The sequence below is a fragment of the Pseudoxanthomonas sp. PXM02 genome, assembly GCF_014851805.1.
GTDB lineage: Bacteria > Pseudomonadota > Gammaproteobacteria > Xanthomonadales > Xanthomonadaceae > Pseudoxanthomonas_A.
In genome coordinates, this window is the sequence record NZ_JACVAK010000002.1 from 388962 (window position 1) to 407750 (window position 18789).

The following is an 18789-nucleotide window of genomic DNA, read 5'->3' on the forward strand; positions in this document are numbered from 1 at the left end:
CGGCGCGGGGGGGGCAGTTCAGTCAGTCCAGCCCAGGCGCGCCAGCACGGTCTGGGTCGGCTTGGCCAGGTTGAGCGTGTAGAAGTGCAGCGAGGGCGCCCCACCGGCGACGAGCCGATCGCACAGGTTGGCCACCACGTCGGCACCGAAATCACGGATCGCCTCCGCGTCATCGCCCAGCGCCTGCATGCGCTTGGCGACCCAACGCGGGATTTCCGCGCCGCAGGCTTCGGAGAAGCGTCGCAACTGCGTGAAGTTCGAGATCGGCATGATGCCGGGGATGATCGGGATTTCCACGCCGAGCTTGCGCACCGCGTCGACGAAGTGGAAGTAAGCGTCCGGGTTGTAGAAATACTGCGTGATCGCCCCGCTGGCGCCGGCGTCCACCTTGGTTTTGAAATGGCGCAGATCGGTCAGTGCGTCCTCCGCCTGCGGATGCGTCTCGGGGTAGGCGCCGACCTCGATATGGAAGGTGTCGCCGTGCTCGGCGCGGATGAATTCGATCAGTTCCGAGGCATAACGCAGGTCGCCCGGATGGCCCATGCCGGAGGGCAGGTCGCCGCGCAGCGCGACGATGCGCTTGCAGCCGAGCGCCCGGTACAACCGCAGCAGTTCGCGGATTTCCTCGCGGCTGCCACCCACGCACGACAGGTGCGGTGCAGCATCGAAACCATGGTGCTGGTTGAGGTGGCGGACCGTCTCGGACGTATAGCTAAGTGTCGAGCCGCCGGCACCGAACGTGCACGAGACGTACTCGGGCTTATGCGCCTTCAGCTTGTCCGCCGTGCGGTCGAGCTGCGCGCGCTGCTCATCGGTCTTGGGCGGGTAGAACTCGAACGAAACCGGGATCGGCATGGAGGGGCCCCGAGAGGCAGGCGCATCCCCGCGCCTGCCGTGGATCAAAAGGACGGCGCGCCTGGCGCGCGCCGTCCCATGCACAACGATCAGTAGCGGTAGTGATCCGGCTTGTACGGGCCGTCGACCGACACGCCGAGGTAGTCGGCCTGTTCCTTGGTGAGCGAGGTCAGCTTCACGCCGATCTTCTCCAGGTGCAGGCGCGCGACCTCTTCGTCGAGCTGCTTGGGCAGGATGTAGACCTTCGACGCGTATGTGTCCTTGTTCGCCCACAGGTCGATCTGCGCCAGCGTCTGGTTCGAGAACGAGTTCGACATCACGAAGCTCGGGTGGCCGGTGGCGCAGCCCAGGTTCACCAGGCGGCCTTCGGCGAGCAGGAAGATCGCGTTGCCGTTGCCGAAGGTGAACTTGTCGACCTGCGGCTTGATGTTGGTGCGCGTGGCGCCCGACGCGTACAGCGCATCGACCTGGATCTCGTTGTCGAAGTGGCCGATGTTGCAGACGATCGCCTGGTCCTTCATCGCCTTCATGTGGGCGAGGGTGATGATGTCCTTGTTGCCGGTCGTGGTGACATAGATGTCGGCGCGGCCGAGGGTGTCCTCGACGGTCGTGACTTCATAGCCTTCCATCGCCGCCTGCAGCGCGCAGATAGGATCGATCTCGGTGACGATGACGCGGGCACCGTAGGCACGCAGCGACGCCGCCGAACCCTTGCCGACGTCGCCGTAGCCGCAGACCACCGCGACCTTGCCGGCCAGCATCACGTCGAGCGCGCGCTTGAGGCCGTCAGCCAGCGACTCGCGGCAGCCGTAGAGGTTGTCGAACTTGGATTTGGTGACCGAGTCGTTGACGTTGATCGCCGGGATCAGCAGCTTGCCCTGTTCGGCCAGCTGGTAGAGACGGTGCACGCCGGTGGTGGTCTCTTCCGAGACACCCTTCCAGTCGGCGACGACCTTGGTCCAGTAGCCCGGACGTTCCTTGGCGACGCGCTTGAGCAGGTCCTTGATGACCTGTTCCTCGTGGCTGCCGGACGCTGAGTTCACCCAGCTTTCGTCACCCTGTTCCAGCTCGTAACCCTTGTGGATCAGCAGTGTCACGTCGCCGCCGTCATCGACGACGAGTTGCGGGCCCAAGAAGCCGCCCTTGCCGTCGGGGAAGGACAGCGCATCGAGCGTGCAGTCCCAGTACTCCTCCAGCGTCTCGCCCTTCCAGGCAAACACCGGCGTGCCGGTGGCGGCGATCGCGGCGGCGGCGTGGTCCTGCGTCGAGAAGATGTTGCAGGAGGCCCAGCGCACGTCGGCGCCGATGTCCTTCAGTGTCTCGATCAGTACGGCGGTCTGGATCGTCATGTGCAGCGAGCCGGTGACGCGCACGCCCTTCAGCGGCGTGGTGGCGGCATGCTTGCGGCGGATGGACATCAGGCCCGGCATCTCGTGCTCGGCGATGTCCAGTTCCTTGCGGCCCCAGTCGGCCAGCGAGATATCAGCGACCTTGTAGTCGCCCTCGGTCGAAAACTTGCGTACTGCGTTCATGGCATTGCTCCGGTCTGTGCGATCTGGTCGCAGGTTAGCCGGGCGCCGTTGCAGGTTCATTCCACCGAGCCTGGCCGGACTCCATGGTCACGGTCGCAGCGCCCCTCGGCGAAGGGCGGCCATTATATCTCTTGTTCCGGATGAAACGATGGCGCACGTCTGCATGTGATCGGTTAGGCTTCGGATTGCTGCCTTGCAGCAGACCAGTTGTCTTCCGGGACAATACCAATCACGACCAAACGAACGACGGGAACCACGCCGCGCGCATGAACAGCCCCCGCAGTCTCGAATTCGCTCCGCCCGATGTTCCGCTGCGTGAGGACGTGCGCCAATTGGGCGCGCTGGTCGGCGAGATGCTGGCCGAACAGGTGTCGCCCGACTTCCTGGCCGAAGTGGAGCGTGTGCGCACCACGGCCATCGCGCGGCGCCAGGCCGGCGAACCGCCGCAGTCGCTGGCGGGACTGCTGGACGGCCGGGCACCGGAGCAGGCAGAAGCGCTGATCCGCGCGTTCAGCACCTACTTCCAGGTGGTCAATATCGCCGAGCGCGTGCACCGCATCCGCCGCCGCCGCGATTACCAGCGTGCCGGCAGCGCACGCCCACAGCCGGACGGCCTGCACGACACGCTGTCCAAGCTGAAGGCGCAAGGCGTGACGCTGGAGGAACTGGCCGACTGGCTGCCGCGCATCGACGTCGAACCCGTCTTCACCGCGCATCCGACCGAAGCCGTGCGGCGTGCGCTGCTGGAGAAGGAACAGTTGATGGTCGCCAGCCTGGTCAACGGGCTGGACGGCACGCGCACCCCCGGCGAGCAGGCCACCGACACGGCGCGCTTCCGCATGGCGCTGACCTCGGCCTGGCAGACGGCCGACTCCTCACCGGTGCGACCGGGCGTCGAGGACGAACGCGAGCACGTCGGTTTCTACCTGATCGAAGTGCTGTACCGGGTCATCCCGGTGCTGTACGAAACACTCGAGAACGCGATCACCGACGTCTACGGCGCCGCGCCGCAGGTCACCGCGCACCTGCCGCGGGTGCTGCGCTTCGGCACGTGGGTGGGCGGCGACATGGACGGCAACCCGAACGTCGATGCCGGCACGGTCACCGCCACGCTGGACGCGCAGCGACGCATGATCCTGACCCGCTACCTGAAGGAACTGCGCCAGCTGACCACGCTGCTCAGCCAGTCCACCTCGGTCATCGGCGTATCTCAGGACGTGCTGGCACGGGTGGAGGAGTACCGTGCACTGATGCCGGCGGCCGCGAAGAAGTCGCGTCCGCGCCACGGCGACATGCCTTACCGGCTGCTCAACGACCTGATGCGTGCGCGCCTGCAGGCCACGCTGGAGGACCGGCCCGAGGCCTACGCATCACCCGACGAACTCGCCGGTGACGTCGATCTGATCCTGCACAGTCTGGAAGCGAACCGCGGCATCCATGCGGGCTGGTTCGCGATCCGTCGCCTGGCCTGGCGCGTGCGCACGTTCGGCTTCCATCTGGCGCGCCTGGATGTGCGCCAGGAGTCCAGCGTGCATGCGCGCGCCGTCGCGGCCGCACTGGGCGATGGCGAATGGGAAAGTCGCGATGCCGTCGAACGTGCCGCGCTGCTGGGCCCTTATGCCAGTGGTGAAGACGTGCTACCGGCCTCCGACCAGGAAGGCAACGAACGTCTCGATGCCGTCTTCCGCGCGCTGGCCGATGCACGTACGCGCCACGGCACCGATGCGCTGGGCACGTACATCATCAGCATGGCGCACAGCCGTGCCGACGTGCTGACGGTGCTGGCGCTCGCGCGTCGCGGCGGGCTGGTCGATGCGGCCGGGCAGGTGCCACTGGATATCGCACCCCTGTTCGAGACAATCGACGATCTGGGGCACGGCACCGAAGTGCTGCGTGACCTGCTGGCCGATCCTGTCTATCGCCGCCATCTGGCAGCGCGCGACAACGTGCAGATGGTGATGCTGGGTTACTCCGACAGCGGCAAGGACGGCGGCATCGCTGCATCGCGCTGGGGGCTGCAGCGGGCGCAGGTCGACCTGGTGGACGCCGCGCAAGAGCTGGGCATCAAGCTGACGTTCTTCCATGGACGTGGCGGCTCGATTGTCCGCGGCGGCGGCAAGACCACGCGCGCGCTGGAAGCGGCACCGCGCGGTAGCGTCGACGGCCGCCTGCGCGTCACCGAGCAGGGTGAGGTGATCCACCGCAAGTACGGCATCCGCGCGCTGGCACTGCGGTCGCTGGAACAGTCAGTTGGCGCGGTGCTGCTCTCCAGCCTGCGGCCTCGTCCACCGGAGCCGCGCGAAGCGACGTGGCGCGAGATCATGGCGCTGGTCGCGCAGGCGAGTTCGCAGGCTTACCGCGCCTTCGTGCAGTCGCCGCGCTTCATGGATTATTTCCGCAACGCCACGCCGATCGACGTGATTGAGCGGATGACGCTGGGCTCGCGCCCATCACGTCGGCTCGGGCAGGACGCGGCGCTCGGCAACCTGCGCGCGATCCCGTGGGTGTTCGCATGGAGCCAGGCGCGGGCGGTGATCCCCGGCTGGTACGGCGTGGGTACCGGCCTGCAGGTGGCGGCGGACCAGTACGGAGAGGAAGCGCTGAAGGAGATGGCCCGTGACTGGCCATTCTTCAAGACCTTCCTCGACGACATCTCGATGGTGCTTGCCAAGGGCGATCTGAGCATCGCCGAGATGTACTCGAAGATGTCGGGCGATCTGCACGGCGAGTTCTTCCCGCGCGTGCAGCGCGAGCATGCCGCCGCGGCGAAGTGGGTCATGGCGCTCAACGGCAACGAGTGGCTGCTGCAGCACGACCAGCGGTTGGCGCTGTCGATCCGCCTGCGCAATCCCTACATCGACCCGATCAGCGTGATGCAGGCCGACCTGCTGAAGCGCTGGCGCGCCAGTGATCGCGAGGACGACGCGCTGCTGCATGCGCTGGTCGCCAGCATCAATGGCGTATCGCAGGGTGTGCAGAACACCGGGTGACCGCAGAGAGTGCGGTGTGGGAGCGACGTAAGTCGCGATGAGGCGTTACCGGTGGTCCATCGCGACTTACGTCGCTCCCACACCTGCCGCCATGCTTCCGGACTTACCCGTCCAGCTCCGACCAGCGCTGGTAGGCGTGGTCCAGTTCCGCCTGTTTCGCGGCGAGTTCATCGTTCGCGCGTTGCAGGTCGGCGGGGGACTGCTGGTAATACGCAGGGGCATTCATCGCCTCGGTGCGTTTGGCCACCTCGGCTTCCAGCGTTTCGATGCGTGCCGGCAACTGCTCCAGTTCGCGCGCTTCCTTGAAGCCGAGCTTCCGCTTGGCGGCCACCGGTTCCGGTTGCTTCGACAGTACGGGTTTGGCGGGCGCGGATGTTGCGCCACTCGCAGCAGGCGTGCGGCGTTGGCGCAGCCAGTCCGAGTAACCGCCCACGTAGTCGCCCAGCCGGCCTTCGCCTTCCAGCACCAGCGTGCTGGTGACCACGTTGTCGAGGAAGTCGCGATCGTGGCTGACCAGCAGCAGCGTGCCCTTGTAGTCGAGCAGCAACTCTTCCAGCAGTTCCAGCGTCTCGACGTCCAGGTCGTTGGTCGGTTCGTCCATCACCAGCAGGTTGGACGCCTGCGCGAACAGCTTGGCCAGCAGCAGGCGGTTGCGCTCGCCACCGGACAGGCGGGTGATCGGCGCACGGGCGCGTTCGGGCGAGAACAGGAAATCCTGCAGGTAGCCGATCACGTGCTTGCGGCTGCCGTTGATCTCAACGAAGTCGCTGCCTTCGGCGACGTTCTCCAGCGCGGTGCGCGATTCATCCAGCTGGCTGCGATGCTGGTCGAAGTACGCGATCTGCAGGCCGGTGCCCAGCTTCACTTCGCCCTGCTGCGGGGCGAGTTCACCCAGCAGGATCTTGAGCAGCGTCGACTTGCCGGCGCCGTTCGGGCCGATGATGCCGACGCGGTCGCCGCGCATGATCGTCGCCGATACATCGTCCAGCAGCGTGCGGCCGTCATAGGCCTGGGTGACGCCGGTCGCCTCGATGACCTTCTTGCCGGAGGCCTGTGCGGCAGCCGCTTCCATCTTCACGTTGCCGGACAACTCGCGACGCTGCGCGCGCTCGCGGCGCATGGCCTTCAGCGCGGTGACGCGGCCTTCGTTGCGGGTGCGGCGCGCCTTGATGCCCTGGCGGATCCACACTTCCTCCTGCGCCAGCAGCTTGTCGAAGCGCGCGTTCTCCTGCGCCTCGGCATGCAGCCGCTCTTCGCGGCGACGCAGGTAGTTGTCGTAGTCGCCAGGCCAACTGGTCAGCTGCCCGCGGTCGATCTCCAGGATGCGCGTGGCCAGCGAGCGCAGGAAACTGCGGTCGTGGGTGACGAAGACGATGCTGCCGCCGAACGACTTCAGGAAGCCCTCCAGCCACGCGATCGCTTCGATGTCGAGATGGTTGGTCGGTTCGTCCAACAGCAGGATGTCGGGATCGCGGACCAGCGCCTGCGCCAGCAACACGCGGCGCTTCATGCCGCCGGACAGGGCGGCGAAGTCGGTCTCTTCCGGCAGTTCCAGGCGCTCGAGCACCTGCTGCACGCGGCGGTCCAGGTCCCAGCCGTTGCGGGCTTCGATCTGTGCCTGCGCCTCGCCCATCGCGTCCATGTCGCCGTCATGCAGCGCGTGGTGGTAGAGCGCCAGCAGGTGGCCCAGGTCGCCCAGGCCCTCGGCGACCACGTCGAACACCGTGCCCTGCGTGTCCTGTGGGACTTCCTGCGCCATGCGTGCGACCACCACGCCGTTCTGCACGCGGATCTCGCCGTCGTCGGGCTTCAGTTCGCCGGCCATCAGCCGCATCAGCGTGGATTTGCCCATGCCGTTGCGGCCGACGATGCAGACGCGCTCGCCGGGTTCGATGGACAGGTCGACGTGTTCGAGGAGGAGCGGCCCGCCGACGCTGAAGTCGACCCGCTGGAATTGCATCAGGGACATGCGCCCATTGTACCCGCGCAAACGGGCCGGCCGCGCCGCCGTGAGAGACCTACTGGAAGTTGTAGCGCACCACGTGGAAGAACACCGGTGCGGCGAACACCACCGAATCCAGCCGGTCCAGCGCGCCGCCGTGGCCTTCGATCATCGTGCCCCAGTCCTTCGCGCCCAGGCTGCGCTTGGTCGCCGACAGCGCCAGACCGCCCAGGAAGCCGCACAGCACGATCAGCAGCGACAGCAGCGCCGATTGCAGCGGCGTGAACGGGGTCACCCACCACAGCGCCGCGCCGATGGCGGCGGCAGACAGGCCGCCCCCGACCAGGCCTTCCACCGTCTTGGAGGGACTGACCTTGGGGGCCAGCAGGTGCTTGCCGAACAGCTTGCCGAACACGTATTGCAGGACATCGCTCAGCTGCACCACCAGCAAGAGGTAGAACAGCAGCATCAGGTTCTGGCCTTCGTAGCCCGGGATGTTCAGCAGCATCAGTGCCGGCGCATGGCTCAGGCAGTAGACGGTGAGCATCAGGCCCCACTGCACCTTGGTGTTGCGTTCCAGGAAATTCTCGGTGTCGCCTTGCAGGGCGGTGACCGCGGGCAGCAACAGGAAGCCGTAGACCGGGATGCACATGACGAACAGGCCATACCAGTCCACGCCGATCAGCCAGTACTGCAGCGGGATCGCCACGTAGAAACACAGGCACAGGGCGAGATGGTCGCCGCGCCGCGTTGGCGTGAGCGTAAGGAATTCGCGCAGGGCGAAGAACGACAACAGCGCATACAGCACCAGCGTGGCGACCTTGCCGATCAGGAAGCACACCAGCAGCACGCCGACCATCACCCACCAGGCATTGATGCGGGCGTTGAGGTTGTCGATCACCGCCGATGGCTTGCGCCTGCCCAGCACCCAGCCGATCGCCGAGGCCAGCACCAGCAACGCGATCACGCCACCGATCATCCACCAGAACTTGCCCGGTGCCTGTGCGATGGCGGTGCGGATGAAACCGTTGAAGGGGAGGGTATCCATGCGTCGGGGTCCGTCCTTGGGTCAGGGCGCCAGGGCCTGCACCGCATCACGCGCGCGCTGCAGGAAACCGGCCTTGTCTTCGCCTGCCAGCGGCTCCAGCGGCGCGCCGAAGCGCACCGTGCAGATCAGTGGCACCGGCAGCAGGCTGCCCTTGGGCATGCTGCGGCGTGCATTGTCGAGATACACCGGGACCAGCTCGACCTGTGGGTGCCGTTGCGCCAGGTGGTACAGGCCTGACTTGAACGGCAGCATCGTGGCCTCGGTGTTGCGCGTGCCTTCCGGGAACAGGATCAGCGACTCGCCCGCATCCAGCGCGTCGTACAGCGGCTGCAGGGGATCGGCATCAGCCTGCTCGCGCTGGCGATCGATCAGCACCACGTTCAGGCCGGGTCCGGCGATCAGGCCCTTGAGTCCCCCGCCGCCCCAGTAGTCGCGTGCCGCGACCGGACGGGTCTGGCGGCGCAAGGCAGGCGGCAATGCCGACCACAGCGCGACGGTGTCCAGATGGCTGGCATGGTTGGCGAAGTAGATGCGTTGGCGGGCCTCGGGCTGGCTGCCGATCCAGCGCGGGTAAGCGCCGATCAGGGCCTTGCTGATGGCGGCAAGCAGGCGGCTGATCATGCGTCGTCCCGCGTATGCAGCACTGCCGCGATCGCGCGGCTGCGGGTGATGCAGGTCAGCAGTGCACCCAAGGCGATGACCCATGCGGCGATACGCAGGGTCCAGTGGGTCTGCGCGAACACCAGCTCGGCCGCGCCCAGCAGGCAGGCCAGGGTCAGCACAGCCATGCGGTGCTGCTTGGCCATCGGACCGCGGAAATCCTGCGGCAGCCCAAGGCTGCCGCCGGCAAGGCGCACATAGGCGGTGAGTGCGGCCGCGAGTGCACCCAGCCAGCCCAGCCACGGTGCGCCGCAGGTATAACCGAGCGCGACGATCAGCAGCGAGTCGGCGATACGGTCGGGAAATTCGTTGTAGAGCGCGCCAGTCGCCGTCTTCTTGCCGCCCTCCATCGCCACCATGCCGTCCAGCAGGTTGCAGATGAGTCGCAACTGGATGCAGGCCGCAGCGCCCAACAGCGCGAGCGGCGTGGCGAGCCAGAGCAGCCAGGCGCCCAATGCGGCGAACGCGATGCTGAGCACCGAGATCTGGTTGGGGGTGATCGACGAGCGCGCCAGTCCGGCGCTGATCGAGCGGGCCCATCCACTGGCGCGGGCGGCGATGGGACGACGATTGGAGTCGTTCGACATGCGGTCTTCCTGACGTGTAAGGCGATCCTAGCGGCATGCCGGGCGTGTCGCCAGCGCGCACCCGGCGGCGGGGCGATCGCCTCGGGCGTCAGGCGGAGGGCGTGCGGTTGCCCAGCAGCGCGGCGTGGCGCTGTTCCATTTCCTCACGCAACTCGCGGCGCAGGCGCGCGGCGGCGAAACGGCGCACCTCGTCCGGCGTACCCGGTTCCAGCGCGGGAACGGGCGTGGGGCGTCCGTCGTCATCCACGGCCACCATGGTGAAGAAGCAGCTGTTGGCGTGGCGCACGCTCTGCTTGCGGATATCCTCGGCCACCACCTTGATGCCGACTTCCATCGAGGACGTGCCGGTGTGGTTGACCGATGCCAGGAAGGTCACCAGTTCGCCCACGTTGATCGCCTGACGGAACATCACCTGGTCCACCGACAACGTGACCACGTACTTGCCCGCATAGCGGCTGCCGCAGGCGTAGGCCACCTGGTCGAGCAGCTTGAGGATCGCGCCGCCATGGACCTTGCCGGAGAAGTTGGCCATGTCCGGCGTCATCAGCACGGTCATCGAGAGCTGGTGGCTCTTCAGCGTGTCCATGGCGTGGCTCCATGAGGTGAGGCGCGCAGGCTAACCGATCCCGGTACGGGGCGTGCAGCCCGATGGCCGAAAAGAAAACGGGCCGCTTTCGCGACCCGTTTCCCTCGTCACGTGTTGCCGCGGCGATTACTTCAGCTTGGCATCCTTGCGCAGCGCCTCGGCGCGATCGGTCTTCTCCCAGGAGAAGGCAGTCGCGGTGTGCTTCTTGCCGGCGCCGTCCACGTAGCTGATCTCGCGCGGCTTGCGGCCGAAGTGGCCGTAGCTGGCGGTCGGCTGGTAGATCGGGTGCTCCAGGTCCAGCATCTTGGTGATGCCGTACGGGCGCAGGTCGAAGTGCTTGCGGATCAGCTTCTCGATGACGTCGTCGCCGACCTTGCCGGTGCCGAACGTGGTCACCGAGATGGAGGTCGGCTCGGCCACGCCGATGGCGTAGGAGACCTGCACTTCGCACTTGTCGGCCAGGCCGGCGGCCACGATGTTCTTGGCCACGTAACGCGCGGCATAAGCGGCCGAACGGTCCACCTTCGACGGATCCTTACCCGAGAACGCGCCGCCGCCATGACGGGCCATGCCGCCGTAGCTGTCGACGATGATCTTGCGGCCGGTCAGGCCGCAGTCGCCCACCGGGCCGCCGATGACGAACTTGCCGGTCGGGTTGATGTGCACCTTGTTCTTCGGCAGCGCATCCAGCCACTTCTTCGGCAGCACCGGCACCAGGATCTCGGCGCGCACGGCCTCGATCAGGTCCTTCTGCTTGATGTCCGGGTCGTGCTGGGTCGACAGCACCACGGCGTCGAGGCCCAGGACGGTGTTGCCGTCGTAGCGCAGGGTGACCTGCGACTTGGCGTCCGGGCGCAGCCACTTCAGCTTGCCCTTCTTGCGCACCTTGGCCTGCTGTTCCACCAGGCGGTGGCTGTAGTACAGCGGGGCCGGCATGAATTCCGGCGCCTCGTTGCAGGCGTAGCCGAACATCAGGCCCTGGTCGCCCGCACCCTGTTCTTCCGGCTTCTTGCGATCGACGCCCTGGTTGATGTCGGGCGACTGCTTGCCGAGCATGTTGATGATGGCGCAGGTGTGGCCGTCGAAACCGACGTCCGAGTTGTCATAGCCGATGTCGTTGATGACCTTGCGCGCCAGCGACTCGATGTCGACCCATGCGGTGGTGGTGACTTCACCGGCCACGATCGCGGCACCCGTCTTCACCAGCGTCTCGCAGGCCACGCGTGCGCGCTTGTCCTGGGCCAGGATGGCATCCAGTACGGCGTCGGAAATCTGGTCGGCGATCTTGTCCGGATGGCCTTCGGAGACCGATTCGGAGGTGAACAGGTAGCTGGACATCAGGCTTATATCCTTTGATTCGGATGAAAAGATGGGCGCGCATGATACACGCCGGGGACGGTACGTGCATTCTGCGCCGTTCAGGGTCGGCGGGGGTTAAGCGCGCATCAAACGCGGGTGTCACCGGATTGCCAGAAATCCGCAACCCGGCTGTCGCCAAGCGGGCGCAGGCTGCGCGGCGAAACCCCGCCGCCGGTCCTCGCCATGCATCCGCTGGAACGTCAGATCGCCGAACGCTACCCCCACTGGTTCCGTGGCCGACGCGCACGGCTGACCCAGCCGCTGCTGCGTACGCTGGGACGCTGGTCGAAGCTGGACCAGGCCTACGCCTTCCTCGCCGACCACGGTCACCTCCGGGGCCTGGACTTTGTCGATGCCGCCATCGACCACCTCAACCTGCGCCCGACGGTGGATGCCGCAGGCGAGCAGCGCATTCCGGCCCAGGGCCGCCTGCTGGTCGTTGCCAACCACCCGTCCGGTGCACTCGATGCGCTGGCGTTGCTGCAACTGGTCGGCCGCGTGCGCCGCGACGTGAAGATCGTGGCGAACGACTTCCTGATGGGCATCGCGCCGCTGGCCGACCTGCTGCTGCCGGTGCGGATACTGGGAGGCAGGCCGGGCACGGACAGCGTGCGTGCGGTGGAGCAGGCGCTGGAAGCGGAGCAGTGCGTAATCGTGTTCCCTGCCGGCGAGGTGTCGCGCCTGGGTCCGCGAGGCGTGCGCGATACGCGGTGGCGCCGCGGCTTCCTGCGCTTTGCGCGGGCGACCGGTGCGCCGGTGCTGCCGATCCGCGTGCAGGCGCGCAACTCACCGCTCTTCTATGGTGCTTCGGCCCTGTTCAAGCCCGCGGGCACCGCCCTGCTGGCGCGCGAGATGTTCCGCCGCAGCCAACGTCGCCTGCACCTGCATGTCGGACAGGTGCTGCGTGTGGATGCTGCCGAAGAGGCTGCGGTCGTGATCCAGCGCGTGCGCACGGCGCTGTACGCGCTGGGCCGGCCGGCAAAGCCGGCATCGACCGAGTCGACCGAGGCCGCCGAACCGCTGGTGGATGCGCTGGCGCCAGACCTGCTGGAAGCCTGCGTTGGCGGGCTCGAGATGCTGGGTGAAACCACCGACGGCAAGCGGATCTGCGTGGGGCGACTGGCAGGGGGCTCGCCGCTGCTGCGCGAGATCGGCCGCCTGCGCGAACTGACGTTCCGTGCCGTGGGTGAAGGCACCGGCAAGCGGATGGACGTCGATGCCTTCGATACCTGGTACGAGCACATCGTGCTGTGGGATGCGGCGCAGCGGAAGATCGCCGGCGCCTACCGCATCGCGCGCGGCGCACCGGTGCTGGCGGCGCAGGGACTGAAGGGCCTCTACACCGCGTCACTGTTCGACTATGCCGACGATGCGTTGCCGCGCCTGGCCACCGGCATGGAGCTGGGGCGCAGCTTCGTGGTGCCGGACTACTGGGGCAGCCGCAGCATCGACTACCTGTGGCAGGGCATCGGCGCCTACCTGCGCCGGCATCCGCGCGTGCGCTACCTGTTCGGTGCCGTGTCGATGAGCGCGGCGCTGCCGTTGCACGCGCGCGAGCAGATCGTCGCGTACTACGCCCACTACTACGGCGACCCGAACGGCGAGGCGCGCTCGCGCCATCCGTTCCGCTACACGGCCACGCCGACCTGTTTCGATGCGCTGGATGCCGACACGGCATTCCGCGTACTGAAGACCAACCTCGACACGCTGGGGGCGACCGTGCCGATGCTCTACAAGCAGTACACCGACCTGTGCGAACCCGGCGGCGCGCGCTTCCTCGCGTTCGGCGTGGATCCGGACTTCAGCGACTCGATCGACGGCCTGATCGAAGTGGACCTGCACCGCATCCGCCCGAAGAAGCGCGAGCGCTATCTCGGCGATGCGTGGCGTCCGGCGGAGGCCGCGGCATGAGCCCGCGGACCGCGCCACCCCCGATGCGGCGCGCGGTCTTTGTCTCCGACGTCCATCTGGGATCCAAGCATTGCCACGCGGCGGAGTTCGCCGATTTCCTGGCCGGGCTGCAATGCCGCCGGCTGTACCTGGTCGGCGACATCGTCGACCTGTGGTGGATGGCGCAGCGCCGGGCCTCGTGGGATGCCGCGCACAACCGCGTGGTGGAAGCGCTGCATGCGCTGGTGCGCAACGGCACCGAACTGATCTACGTGCCCGGCAACCACGACCGCCCGATCCGCCGATTCTGTGGCCTGATGCTGCCGGCCATGCAGGTGCGCCGCCGTGCCATCCACACCACGCTGGATGGCCGACGCCTGCTGGTGACCCATGGCGACGACTACGACGGCATCACCCATTTCGGTGGCCTGCAGGAAAAGTTCGGCGACTGGCTGTACTACCGCATCCTCACCGGCAATCGCCTGACCAACCAGCTGCGCCGCCGGTTGGGCCTGCGCTACTGGTCGCTGGCGGAATACCTCAAACGCCAGAGCGATGCCGCCGAGCGCTACATCGCGCGCTTCGTGCAGGCGGGCCTGGACGATGCCCGCTGTCGTGGTCTGGACGGCATCGTCTGCGGACACATCCACCGCGCGTCGCTGCTGCAGCGCGATGGGCTGCTCTACGCGAACGACGGCGACTGGGTGGAAAGCCTGACCGCGCTGACCGAAGAAGCCGACGGCACGCTGTGCCTGCTGTCGCACACCGGCAAGGTGCTGGGTGAAGTGGCGCCGCGGTTGCGCCTGGTACCGCAGGAACAGGACGCGCAACGGGCGGCGTGAGGAAAGCCGCCAGCGGCTGCTAGGATCGCCGCATGGATTCCCTCAGCCAGATTGTCCTCGGTGGCGCGCTCGCCGCCGCCATCGTCCCCGCCGCGCATCGTCGCGCCGCGCTGCTCGCCGGTGCCGCCCTGGGCACGCTGCCGGATCTCGACAGCCTGCCCATCGCGCTGTTCTCGGACAATCCGGTCACGCTGATGACGGTGCACCGCAGCTTCAGCCATTCGCTGTTCGTGCTGCCGCTGGTGGGATGGCTGATCTGGTGGCTGTCCAAGCGCTTCGGCAACGGGCGCGTCGCCGCGTCGCCGACGCGCTGGTTCTGGGCGATCCAGCTGGCGCTGGTCACGCACCCGCTGCTGGACGCGTTCACGGTGTACGGCACGCAGCTGTGGTGGCCGCTGAAGCCGGCACCGACCATGTGGTCCAGCATGTTCATCATCGACCCGCTGTACACGATCTGGCTGCTGATCGCCTGCGTGGTTGCATGGTGCTTACCCGCAAGGCCGGTCGCCGGACGGGCGCTGATGGCGGGTCTGGTGCTGAGCACGGCCTACCTGGGCTGGTCGCTGGTGGCGAAGTCGATGGTGGACCGCGAGGCCGAGCGCTCGTTGGCTGCGATGGGACTGGGCGATGCGCCGTATTTCTCGGTGCCGATGCCGTTCAACACGCTGCTGTGGCGCGTGGTGGCGATGACACCCTCAGGCTATGTAGAAGCCGAACGCTCGGTGCTGGTCGACGACGGCCCGATGCACTTCCGCGGCTATCCCTCCAACGTGCAGGCGCTGCGCGAAGCGGCGGCCGTGCCGGCCGTGCAGCGACTGACGTGGTTCAACCGCGGCTTCATGCGGGCGCAGGTCAGGCAGGATCGACTGGTGCTGTCCGACCTGCGGATGGGGCTGGAGCCGGACTACAACTTCAGTTTCGAGGTCGCGGAGCGCCGCGAAGGTGGGTGGCATCCCGTGCCGCCGGTGCAGCAACCCTGGTCCGCGCCGGTCTCCGGCATGGCGGGGCTGCGGCAGTTGTTCGCCGCGATGTGGACCCGTATCCGCCACCCGTCGCCGGAGCCGTTGCGCTCCACGCTCGATTGAGGCAGCGGGGCGATCGCGGCGCCACCGGCATCAGGTGTCGCTGGCGCGCGCCTCGTGCGCGGTCCCGGCCTGCGGCGCGGTCGAGGTCTTGTGCACGGCGATGCGCGCGTGCTCGGCAGGCACGGACGGCAGATCGATGACAAACGATTCGCCTTTCATCGCGCGCCGGAAGTTGTCTTCACCGACGGCGACGCGGAACTGCGCGGCGGCGCGCTGGTAGGAGGCGCGGTACTCCGGGAAGGCGGTGCGTGGGCCTATCACCATCTGCACCTTGCGTTCGCTCATGCCGGCGTACTCGGCGAGCTGCTTGATGCTGTCGCCTGCTTGTGCGTAAAGGGGCAAGGCCAACAGGGCGACGAGGAGCGGAGTTCTGGCGTTCATGACAGTCTCCATGGGGGTTGGTTGACGCTGGGTCGCTGCGATGTTCCGCAGGCCGGCAGCGAGTGCCGGCGCCCCATGCTTGCGCTGCGTTGGGGCATCCCCCAGTGCCGGAAAGCACCGTGCCTCAGGTCATGTTTACCGTGCGTATATCTTCGTCAGTAAACCGTTGCACGCGCCTGCACGAATGCATAGAAGAACACGGCGTCCGGGTCATTCTGCACGTCGTGCATCTCGCGGCGCATGCCGTCGACTACCTCCTGCGTGACGCGACCCGCCTCCACCAGCGAATCGGCCGCCGACAGCAGCAGTTCCTCCCAGAACGCGATCATGTCCTTGCGTCGCGCCGGTTCGCGGTTGTCGAAATGCACGGTCTTGATCTCGGTCACGACGTCGCGATAGCCGCCGGCGAGCAGCAGGTTGCCCAGCTTGGCGCCGATGAACGGATCGCCGCCGCTGTCGTACTGGAAGTCGTTGAACGCCATCCAGTAGCGCCACGTGTTCGGTGAATACGGATGCAGCAGGAACGAGGAGTTCATCACCTCGGTGATGTAGATCGGCGAACCCGGCGCCAGCACGCGGCGAACTTCGCTCAGCACCCGAGCCGGATTGGGCACGTGCTCCAGGATCCAGCACAGGAAGGCGGCATCGAAGTCGCGCGCGCCGTACGGCAGGCGGCTCGCATCGGCTTCCTGCAGCGTGTAGCGGTCGCGGCACCACGGCATCTTCGCGAGGTTGTGACGCGCGGCGTCCAGCTGCGCGGTGTTGAGGTCCACGCAGGTGGCATGCAGGTCCGGGAACCGGCGCAGCAGGATCTCGGTCTGCGCGCCGACACCGCTGCCGACTTCCAGCAGGCGACGCACGCCGGTGTAGTCGATGCGGTTGAAGATCGTGCTTTCCAGCAGACGGGCCTGCTTGACCAGGCGGGCCTGCTCGACGGACGAGAAACCGTGCAGATAAACGTTGGCGTCGCTGTCGCTCATGGTCGCTCCGGAAGAGGTCAGGCAGCCGCAGGCAGGGAAGGGGCCACGCCCGCGGCCAGTGCGTCGAAGTAATCGCGTGTCAGCTGGACCTGCTCCGCGGCGTTCTCCGCCCGGTTCACCACGGCGCGGAACGCAAGGTTTTCCGGGCGGTCCTTCGCATACCAGCCCAGATGCTTGCGTGCGATGCGCACGCCCTGCGGTTCGCCGTAGAAACCGTGCAGCGCATGCAGGTGGCCGAGCAGGATGTCGCGCACTTCCAGCAGCGAGGGCGGCGGCAGGCGTTCGCCGGTAGCCAGGTAGTGCGCCACCTCGCGGAAGATCCAGGGCCGCCCCTGTGCAGCGCGGCCGATCATGACGGCATCGGCCCCGGTCTTCGCCAGCACGTGCGCCGCCTTCTCGGGCGAATCGACGTCGCCATTCGCCACCACGGGAATGCGCAGTGCGGCCTTGATCGCCGCGATGGTCTCGTATTCGGCGGTGCCGGTGTAGTGCTGGTCGCGCGTGCGGCCATGCACCGCAAGCGAGGCGATGCCGCTCTCCTCCGCGATGCGGGCGATCACCGGGCCGTTGCGGTGGTCGCAGTCCCAGCCCGTACGGATCTTCAGCGTCACCGGCACGTCCACCGCTTTGACCACCGCCTCCAGGATGCGCCCTACCAGTGCTTCGTCGCGCATCAGTGCCGAGCCGGCCCAGGCGTTGCACACTTTCTTGGCCGGGCAGCCCATGTTGATGTCGATGATCTGTGCGCCGTGGTCGGCGTTGTGGCGGGCGGCATTCGCCAGTTGCTCGGGTTCGGTGCCGGCGATCTGTACGCTGACGGGACTGGGTTCGCCCTCGTGGTCCATCCGGTGCAGCGACTTGCTGGTGTTCCAGAATCGCGGATCGCTGATCGTCATCTCCGACACCGCCAGTCCCGCGCCCAGCCGTTTGCACAGCAGGCGGAATGGCTTGTCGGTGACGCCGGCCATGGGGGCCAGCATCACCGGCGGGTCGATGCGGTAGGGGCCGATCTGCATGGCGCGCATTATCCGCCGCCAGCCTCGACGGGGAAACCTCGGCGCCTACTCGCTGTAACGGGCGACGAGGTCCGCACGCGAGGGCATCGCCAGCGCAGCCCCGGGGCGCTCGGTCGACAGCGCCGCGTAGCGGTTGGCGAAGCGTACGTGGTCGGCGAAGGCTGGCAGGGCGGCTTCCGCCAGCGAGGCGGCCAGCGCGCCATTGAAGGCATCGCCGGCGCCCGTCGTATCGACGACCGCCGCGCTTTCCGCCGCGACGCGGTAGTGCGGGCGCGCATCGCCGCGCAACGCGTCTTCCGGGTGCGACACATACACGCCAGTGGCGCCCAGCGTCACCACCACCGTGCCGTGCGGGAGCAACTGCCGGCAATGCTGGTGCAGGGTGACGCCATCGAGCGTGGCGACGTCGTCGGCGGTGATGCGTTCGCCCAGATGGCGCGCGAGCAGTGCGGCGAACTCGGTCTCGTTCGGCGTGATGACATCGGCGTGCGCCAGCAGCTCGGTCGTCGTGGCGGCATTCGCCGGTGCCGGGTTCAGCACCGTGGTGGCGCTGCACTGGCGCCCGGCCTGCAGCGCAGCCAGTACCGTGTCCGCAGGGGATTCCAGTTGGGCCAGCACCACGCCCGCCGCGGCCAGCACATCCGCCTGGCCGGTGGCGAACTCCGCCGACAGGATCGCGTTCGCCCCGGCGCCGATGACGATGGTGTTGCGCCCGTGCGCATCCACGTAGATGCCGGCCGTGCCGGTCGGCTCCTCGCTCGCCTGCACACGCAGAGCCAGCCCATCCGCCGCGGCCAGATCACGCGCCAGACGTCCGCCCGCGTCGTCGCCCAGTGCGCAGACGAAGGTCGTGTCCGCGCCGGCGCGCACGGCCGCGACCGCCTGGTTGAAGCCCTTGCCGCCCGGCCCGCTGGCATAGCGGCCGGCAATGGTTGCACCAGCGACCGGCAGGGCGTCGCAGCGCCACACGTGGTCGACGTTGAAGGAGCCCACGACGACGACGCGGGACAGGGCGGGCGATGGCGTATTCATGCGG

The 18789-nt window shown here is 67.4% G+C and carries 16 protein-coding genes and 1 riboswitch; of the genes, 4 read left to right on the forward strand and 12 right to left on the reverse strand.

Annotation, left to right across the window (positions count from 1 at the left end):
* Positions 1 to 18: 18 nt before the first annotated feature.
* Both metF and ahcY read right to left on the reverse strand, forming a co-directional pair.
* A complete protein-coding gene (gene metF / locus IB225_RS10530; protein WP_192311201.1) occupies positions 19 to 855 on the reverse strand; it encodes a methylenetetrahydrofolate reductase [NAD(P)H] in 837 nt (278 codons plus the stop codon).
* Between the two features lie 89 nt (positions 856 to 944).
* On the reverse strand, positions 945 to 2387 hold the full coding sequence (gene ahcY, locus IB225_RS10535) for an adenosylhomocysteinase (RefSeq protein WP_192311202.1): 1443 nt from the start codon (positions 2385 to 2387) through the stop codon (positions 945 to 947).
* Between the two features lie 33 nt (positions 2388 to 2420).
* Positions 2421 to 2500, reverse strand: a riboswitch (S-adenosyl-L-homocysteine riboswitch).
* 153 nt (positions 2501 to 2653) lie between these two features.
* Here ahcY and ppc point away from each other — a divergent pair.
* A complete protein-coding gene (gene ppc / locus IB225_RS10540; RefSeq protein ID WP_192311203.1) occupies positions 2654 to 5377 on the forward strand; it encodes a phosphoenolpyruvate carboxylase in 2724 nt (907 codons plus the stop codon).
* Positions 5378 to 5480: 103 nt separating this feature from the next.
* Here ppc and IB225_RS10545 read toward each other — a convergent pair whose 3' ends face one another.
* From IB225_RS10545 to metK, 6 genes are all read right to left on the reverse strand, one after another.
* Entirely contained in the window at positions 5481 to 7346 is a 1866-nt protein-coding gene (locus tag IB225_RS10545; RefSeq protein ID WP_192311204.1) for an ATP-binding cassette domain-containing protein, read from the reverse strand.
* Between the two features lie 49 nt (positions 7347 to 7395).
* Entirely contained in the window at positions 7396 to 8298 is a 903-nt protein-coding gene (locus IB225_RS10550) for a phosphatidate cytidylyltransferase (protein ID WP_225583801.1), read from the reverse strand.
* 90 nt (positions 8299 to 8388) lie between these two features.
* A complete protein-coding gene (locus tag IB225_RS10555) occupies positions 8389 to 8988 on the reverse strand; it encodes a lysophospholipid acyltransferase family protein (RefSeq protein ID WP_192311206.1) in 600 nt (199 codons plus the stop codon).
* Complete coding sequence (locus IB225_RS10560) at positions 8985 to 9614, reverse strand: CDP-alcohol phosphatidyltransferase family protein (protein WP_192311207.1); 630 nt, start codon at positions 9612 to 9614, stop codon at positions 8985 to 8987. The genes IB225_RS10555 and IB225_RS10560 overlap by 4 nt, the downstream gene beginning before the upstream one ends.
* An 88-nt stretch (positions 9615 to 9702) precedes the next feature.
* Entirely contained in the window at positions 9703 to 10200 is a 498-nt protein-coding gene (locus IB225_RS10565) for an acyl-CoA thioesterase (protein ID WP_192311208.1), read from the reverse strand.
* Positions 10201 to 10326: 126 nt separating this feature from the next.
* Positions 10327 to 11538 (reverse strand): methionine adenosyltransferase, encoded by a 1212-nt coding sequence (gene metK / locus IB225_RS10570; RefSeq protein WP_192311209.1) that lies wholly within the window; start codon positions 11536 to 11538, stop codon positions 10327 to 10329.
* A gap of 204 nt (positions 11539 to 11742) precedes the next feature.
* Between metK and IB225_RS10575 the strand changes: the two genes are divergently transcribed.
* Genes IB225_RS10575 through IB225_RS10585 form a run of 3 tightly spaced genes read left to right on the forward strand, consistent with a single transcriptional unit; the run spans position 11743 to position 15376 of the window.
* Entirely contained in the window at positions 11743 to 13470 is a 1728-nt protein-coding gene (locus IB225_RS10575; protein ID WP_192311210.1) for a lysophospholipid acyltransferase family protein, read from the forward strand.
* On the forward strand, positions 13467 to 14291 hold the full coding sequence (locus IB225_RS10580; protein WP_192311211.1) for a UDP-2,3-diacylglucosamine diphosphatase: 825 nt from the start codon (positions 13467 to 13469) through the stop codon (positions 14289 to 14291). Before IB225_RS10575 ends, IB225_RS10580 begins: the two co-directional genes overlap by 4 nt.
* A gap of 32 nt (positions 14292 to 14323) precedes the next feature.
* Complete coding sequence (locus IB225_RS10585) at positions 14324 to 15376, forward strand: metal-dependent hydrolase (protein ID WP_192311212.1); 1053 nt, start codon at positions 14324 to 14326, stop codon at positions 15374 to 15376.
* Positions 15377 to 15406: 30 nt separating this feature from the next.
* On the opposite strand, the gene IB225_RS10590 is transcribed toward IB225_RS10585, so the two are convergent.
* The 4 genes from IB225_RS10590 to IB225_RS10605 form a co-directional block, all read right to left on the reverse strand.
* The gene (locus IB225_RS10590) at positions 15407 to 15757 is read right to left on the reverse strand and encodes a hypothetical protein (protein WP_192311213.1); all 351 of its coding nucleotides are present in this window, start codon (positions 15755 to 15757) and stop codon (positions 15407 to 15409) included.
* Positions 15758 to 15912: 155 nt separating this feature from the next.
* A complete protein-coding gene (locus tag IB225_RS10595) occupies positions 15913 to 16737 on the reverse strand; it encodes a class I SAM-dependent methyltransferase (RefSeq protein ID WP_192311214.1) in 825 nt (274 codons plus the stop codon).
* A 17-nt stretch (positions 16738 to 16754) separates the two neighbouring features.
* On the reverse strand, positions 16755 to 17753 hold the full coding sequence (gene dusB / locus IB225_RS10600; protein ID WP_192311215.1) for a tRNA dihydrouridine synthase DusB: 999 nt from the start codon (positions 17751 to 17753) through the stop codon (positions 16755 to 16757).
* Positions 17754 to 17798: 45 nt separating this feature from the next.
* Complete coding sequence (locus tag IB225_RS10605) at positions 17799 to 18764, reverse strand: ribokinase (protein WP_192311870.1); 966 nt, start codon at positions 18762 to 18764, stop codon at positions 17799 to 17801.
* Positions 18765 to 18789: the final 25 nt, after the last annotated feature.

What these genes read in the sequence shown, in the direction of transcription:
- IB225_RS10550 (WP_225583801.1), bottom strand. Translation starts at nt 8,298, where the DNA reads ATGATCGGTGGCGTGATCGCGTTGCTGGTGCTGGCCTCGGCGATCGGC.
- IB225_RS10545 (WP_192311204.1), bottom strand. Translation starts at nt 7,346, where the DNA reads ATGTCCCTGATGCAATTCCAGCGGGTCGACTTCAGCGTCGGCGGGCCG.
- metF (WP_192311201.1), bottom strand. Translation starts at nt 855, where the DNA reads ATGCCGATCCCGGTTTCGTTCGAGTTCTACCCGCCCAAGACCGATGAG.
- IB225_RS10580 (WP_192311211.1), top strand. Translation starts at nt 13,467, where the DNA reads ATGAGCCCGCGGACCGCGCCACCCCCGATGCGGCGCGCGGTCTTTGTC.
- IB225_RS10575 (WP_192311210.1), top strand. Translation starts at nt 11,743, where the DNA reads ATGCATCCGCTGGAACGTCAGATCGCCGAACGCTACCCCCACTGGTTC.
- IB225_RS10585 (WP_192311212.1), top strand. Translation starts at nt 14,324, where the DNA reads ATGGATTCCCTCAGCCAGATTGTCCTCGGTGGCGCGCTCGCCGCCGCC.
- dusB (WP_192311215.1), bottom strand. Translation starts at nt 17,753, where the DNA reads ATGCAGATCGGCCCCTACCGCATCGACCCGCCGGTGATGCTGGCCCCC.
- IB225_RS10595 (WP_192311214.1), bottom strand. Translation starts at nt 16,737, where the DNA reads ATGAGCGACAGCGACGCCAACGTTTATCTGCACGGTTTCTCGTCCGTC.
- ppc (WP_192311203.1), top strand. Translation starts at nt 2,654, where the DNA reads ATGAACAGCCCCCGCAGTCTCGAATTCGCTCCGCCCGATGTTCCGCTG.
- IB225_RS10560 (WP_192311207.1), bottom strand. Translation starts at nt 9,614, where the DNA reads ATGTCGAACGACTCCAATCGTCGTCCCATCGCCGCCCGCGCCAGTGGA.
- IB225_RS10590 (WP_192311213.1), bottom strand. Translation starts at nt 15,757, where the DNA reads ATGAACGCCAGAACTCCGCTCCTCGTCGCCCTGTTGGCCTTGCCCCTT.
- ahcY (WP_192311202.1), bottom strand. Translation starts at nt 2,387, where the DNA reads ATGAACGCAGTACGCAAGTTTTCGACCGAGGGCGACTACAAGGTCGCT.
- IB225_RS10555 (WP_192311206.1), bottom strand. Translation starts at nt 8,988, where the DNA reads ATGATCAGCCGCCTGCTTGCCGCCATCAGCAAGGCCCTGATCGGCGCT.
- metK (WP_192311209.1), bottom strand. Translation starts at nt 11,538, where the DNA reads ATGTCCAGCTACCTGTTCACCTCCGAATCGGTCTCCGAAGGCCATCCG.
- IB225_RS10565 (WP_192311208.1), bottom strand. Translation starts at nt 10,200, where the DNA reads ATGGACACGCTGAAGAGCCACCAGCTCTCGATGACCGTGCTGATGACG.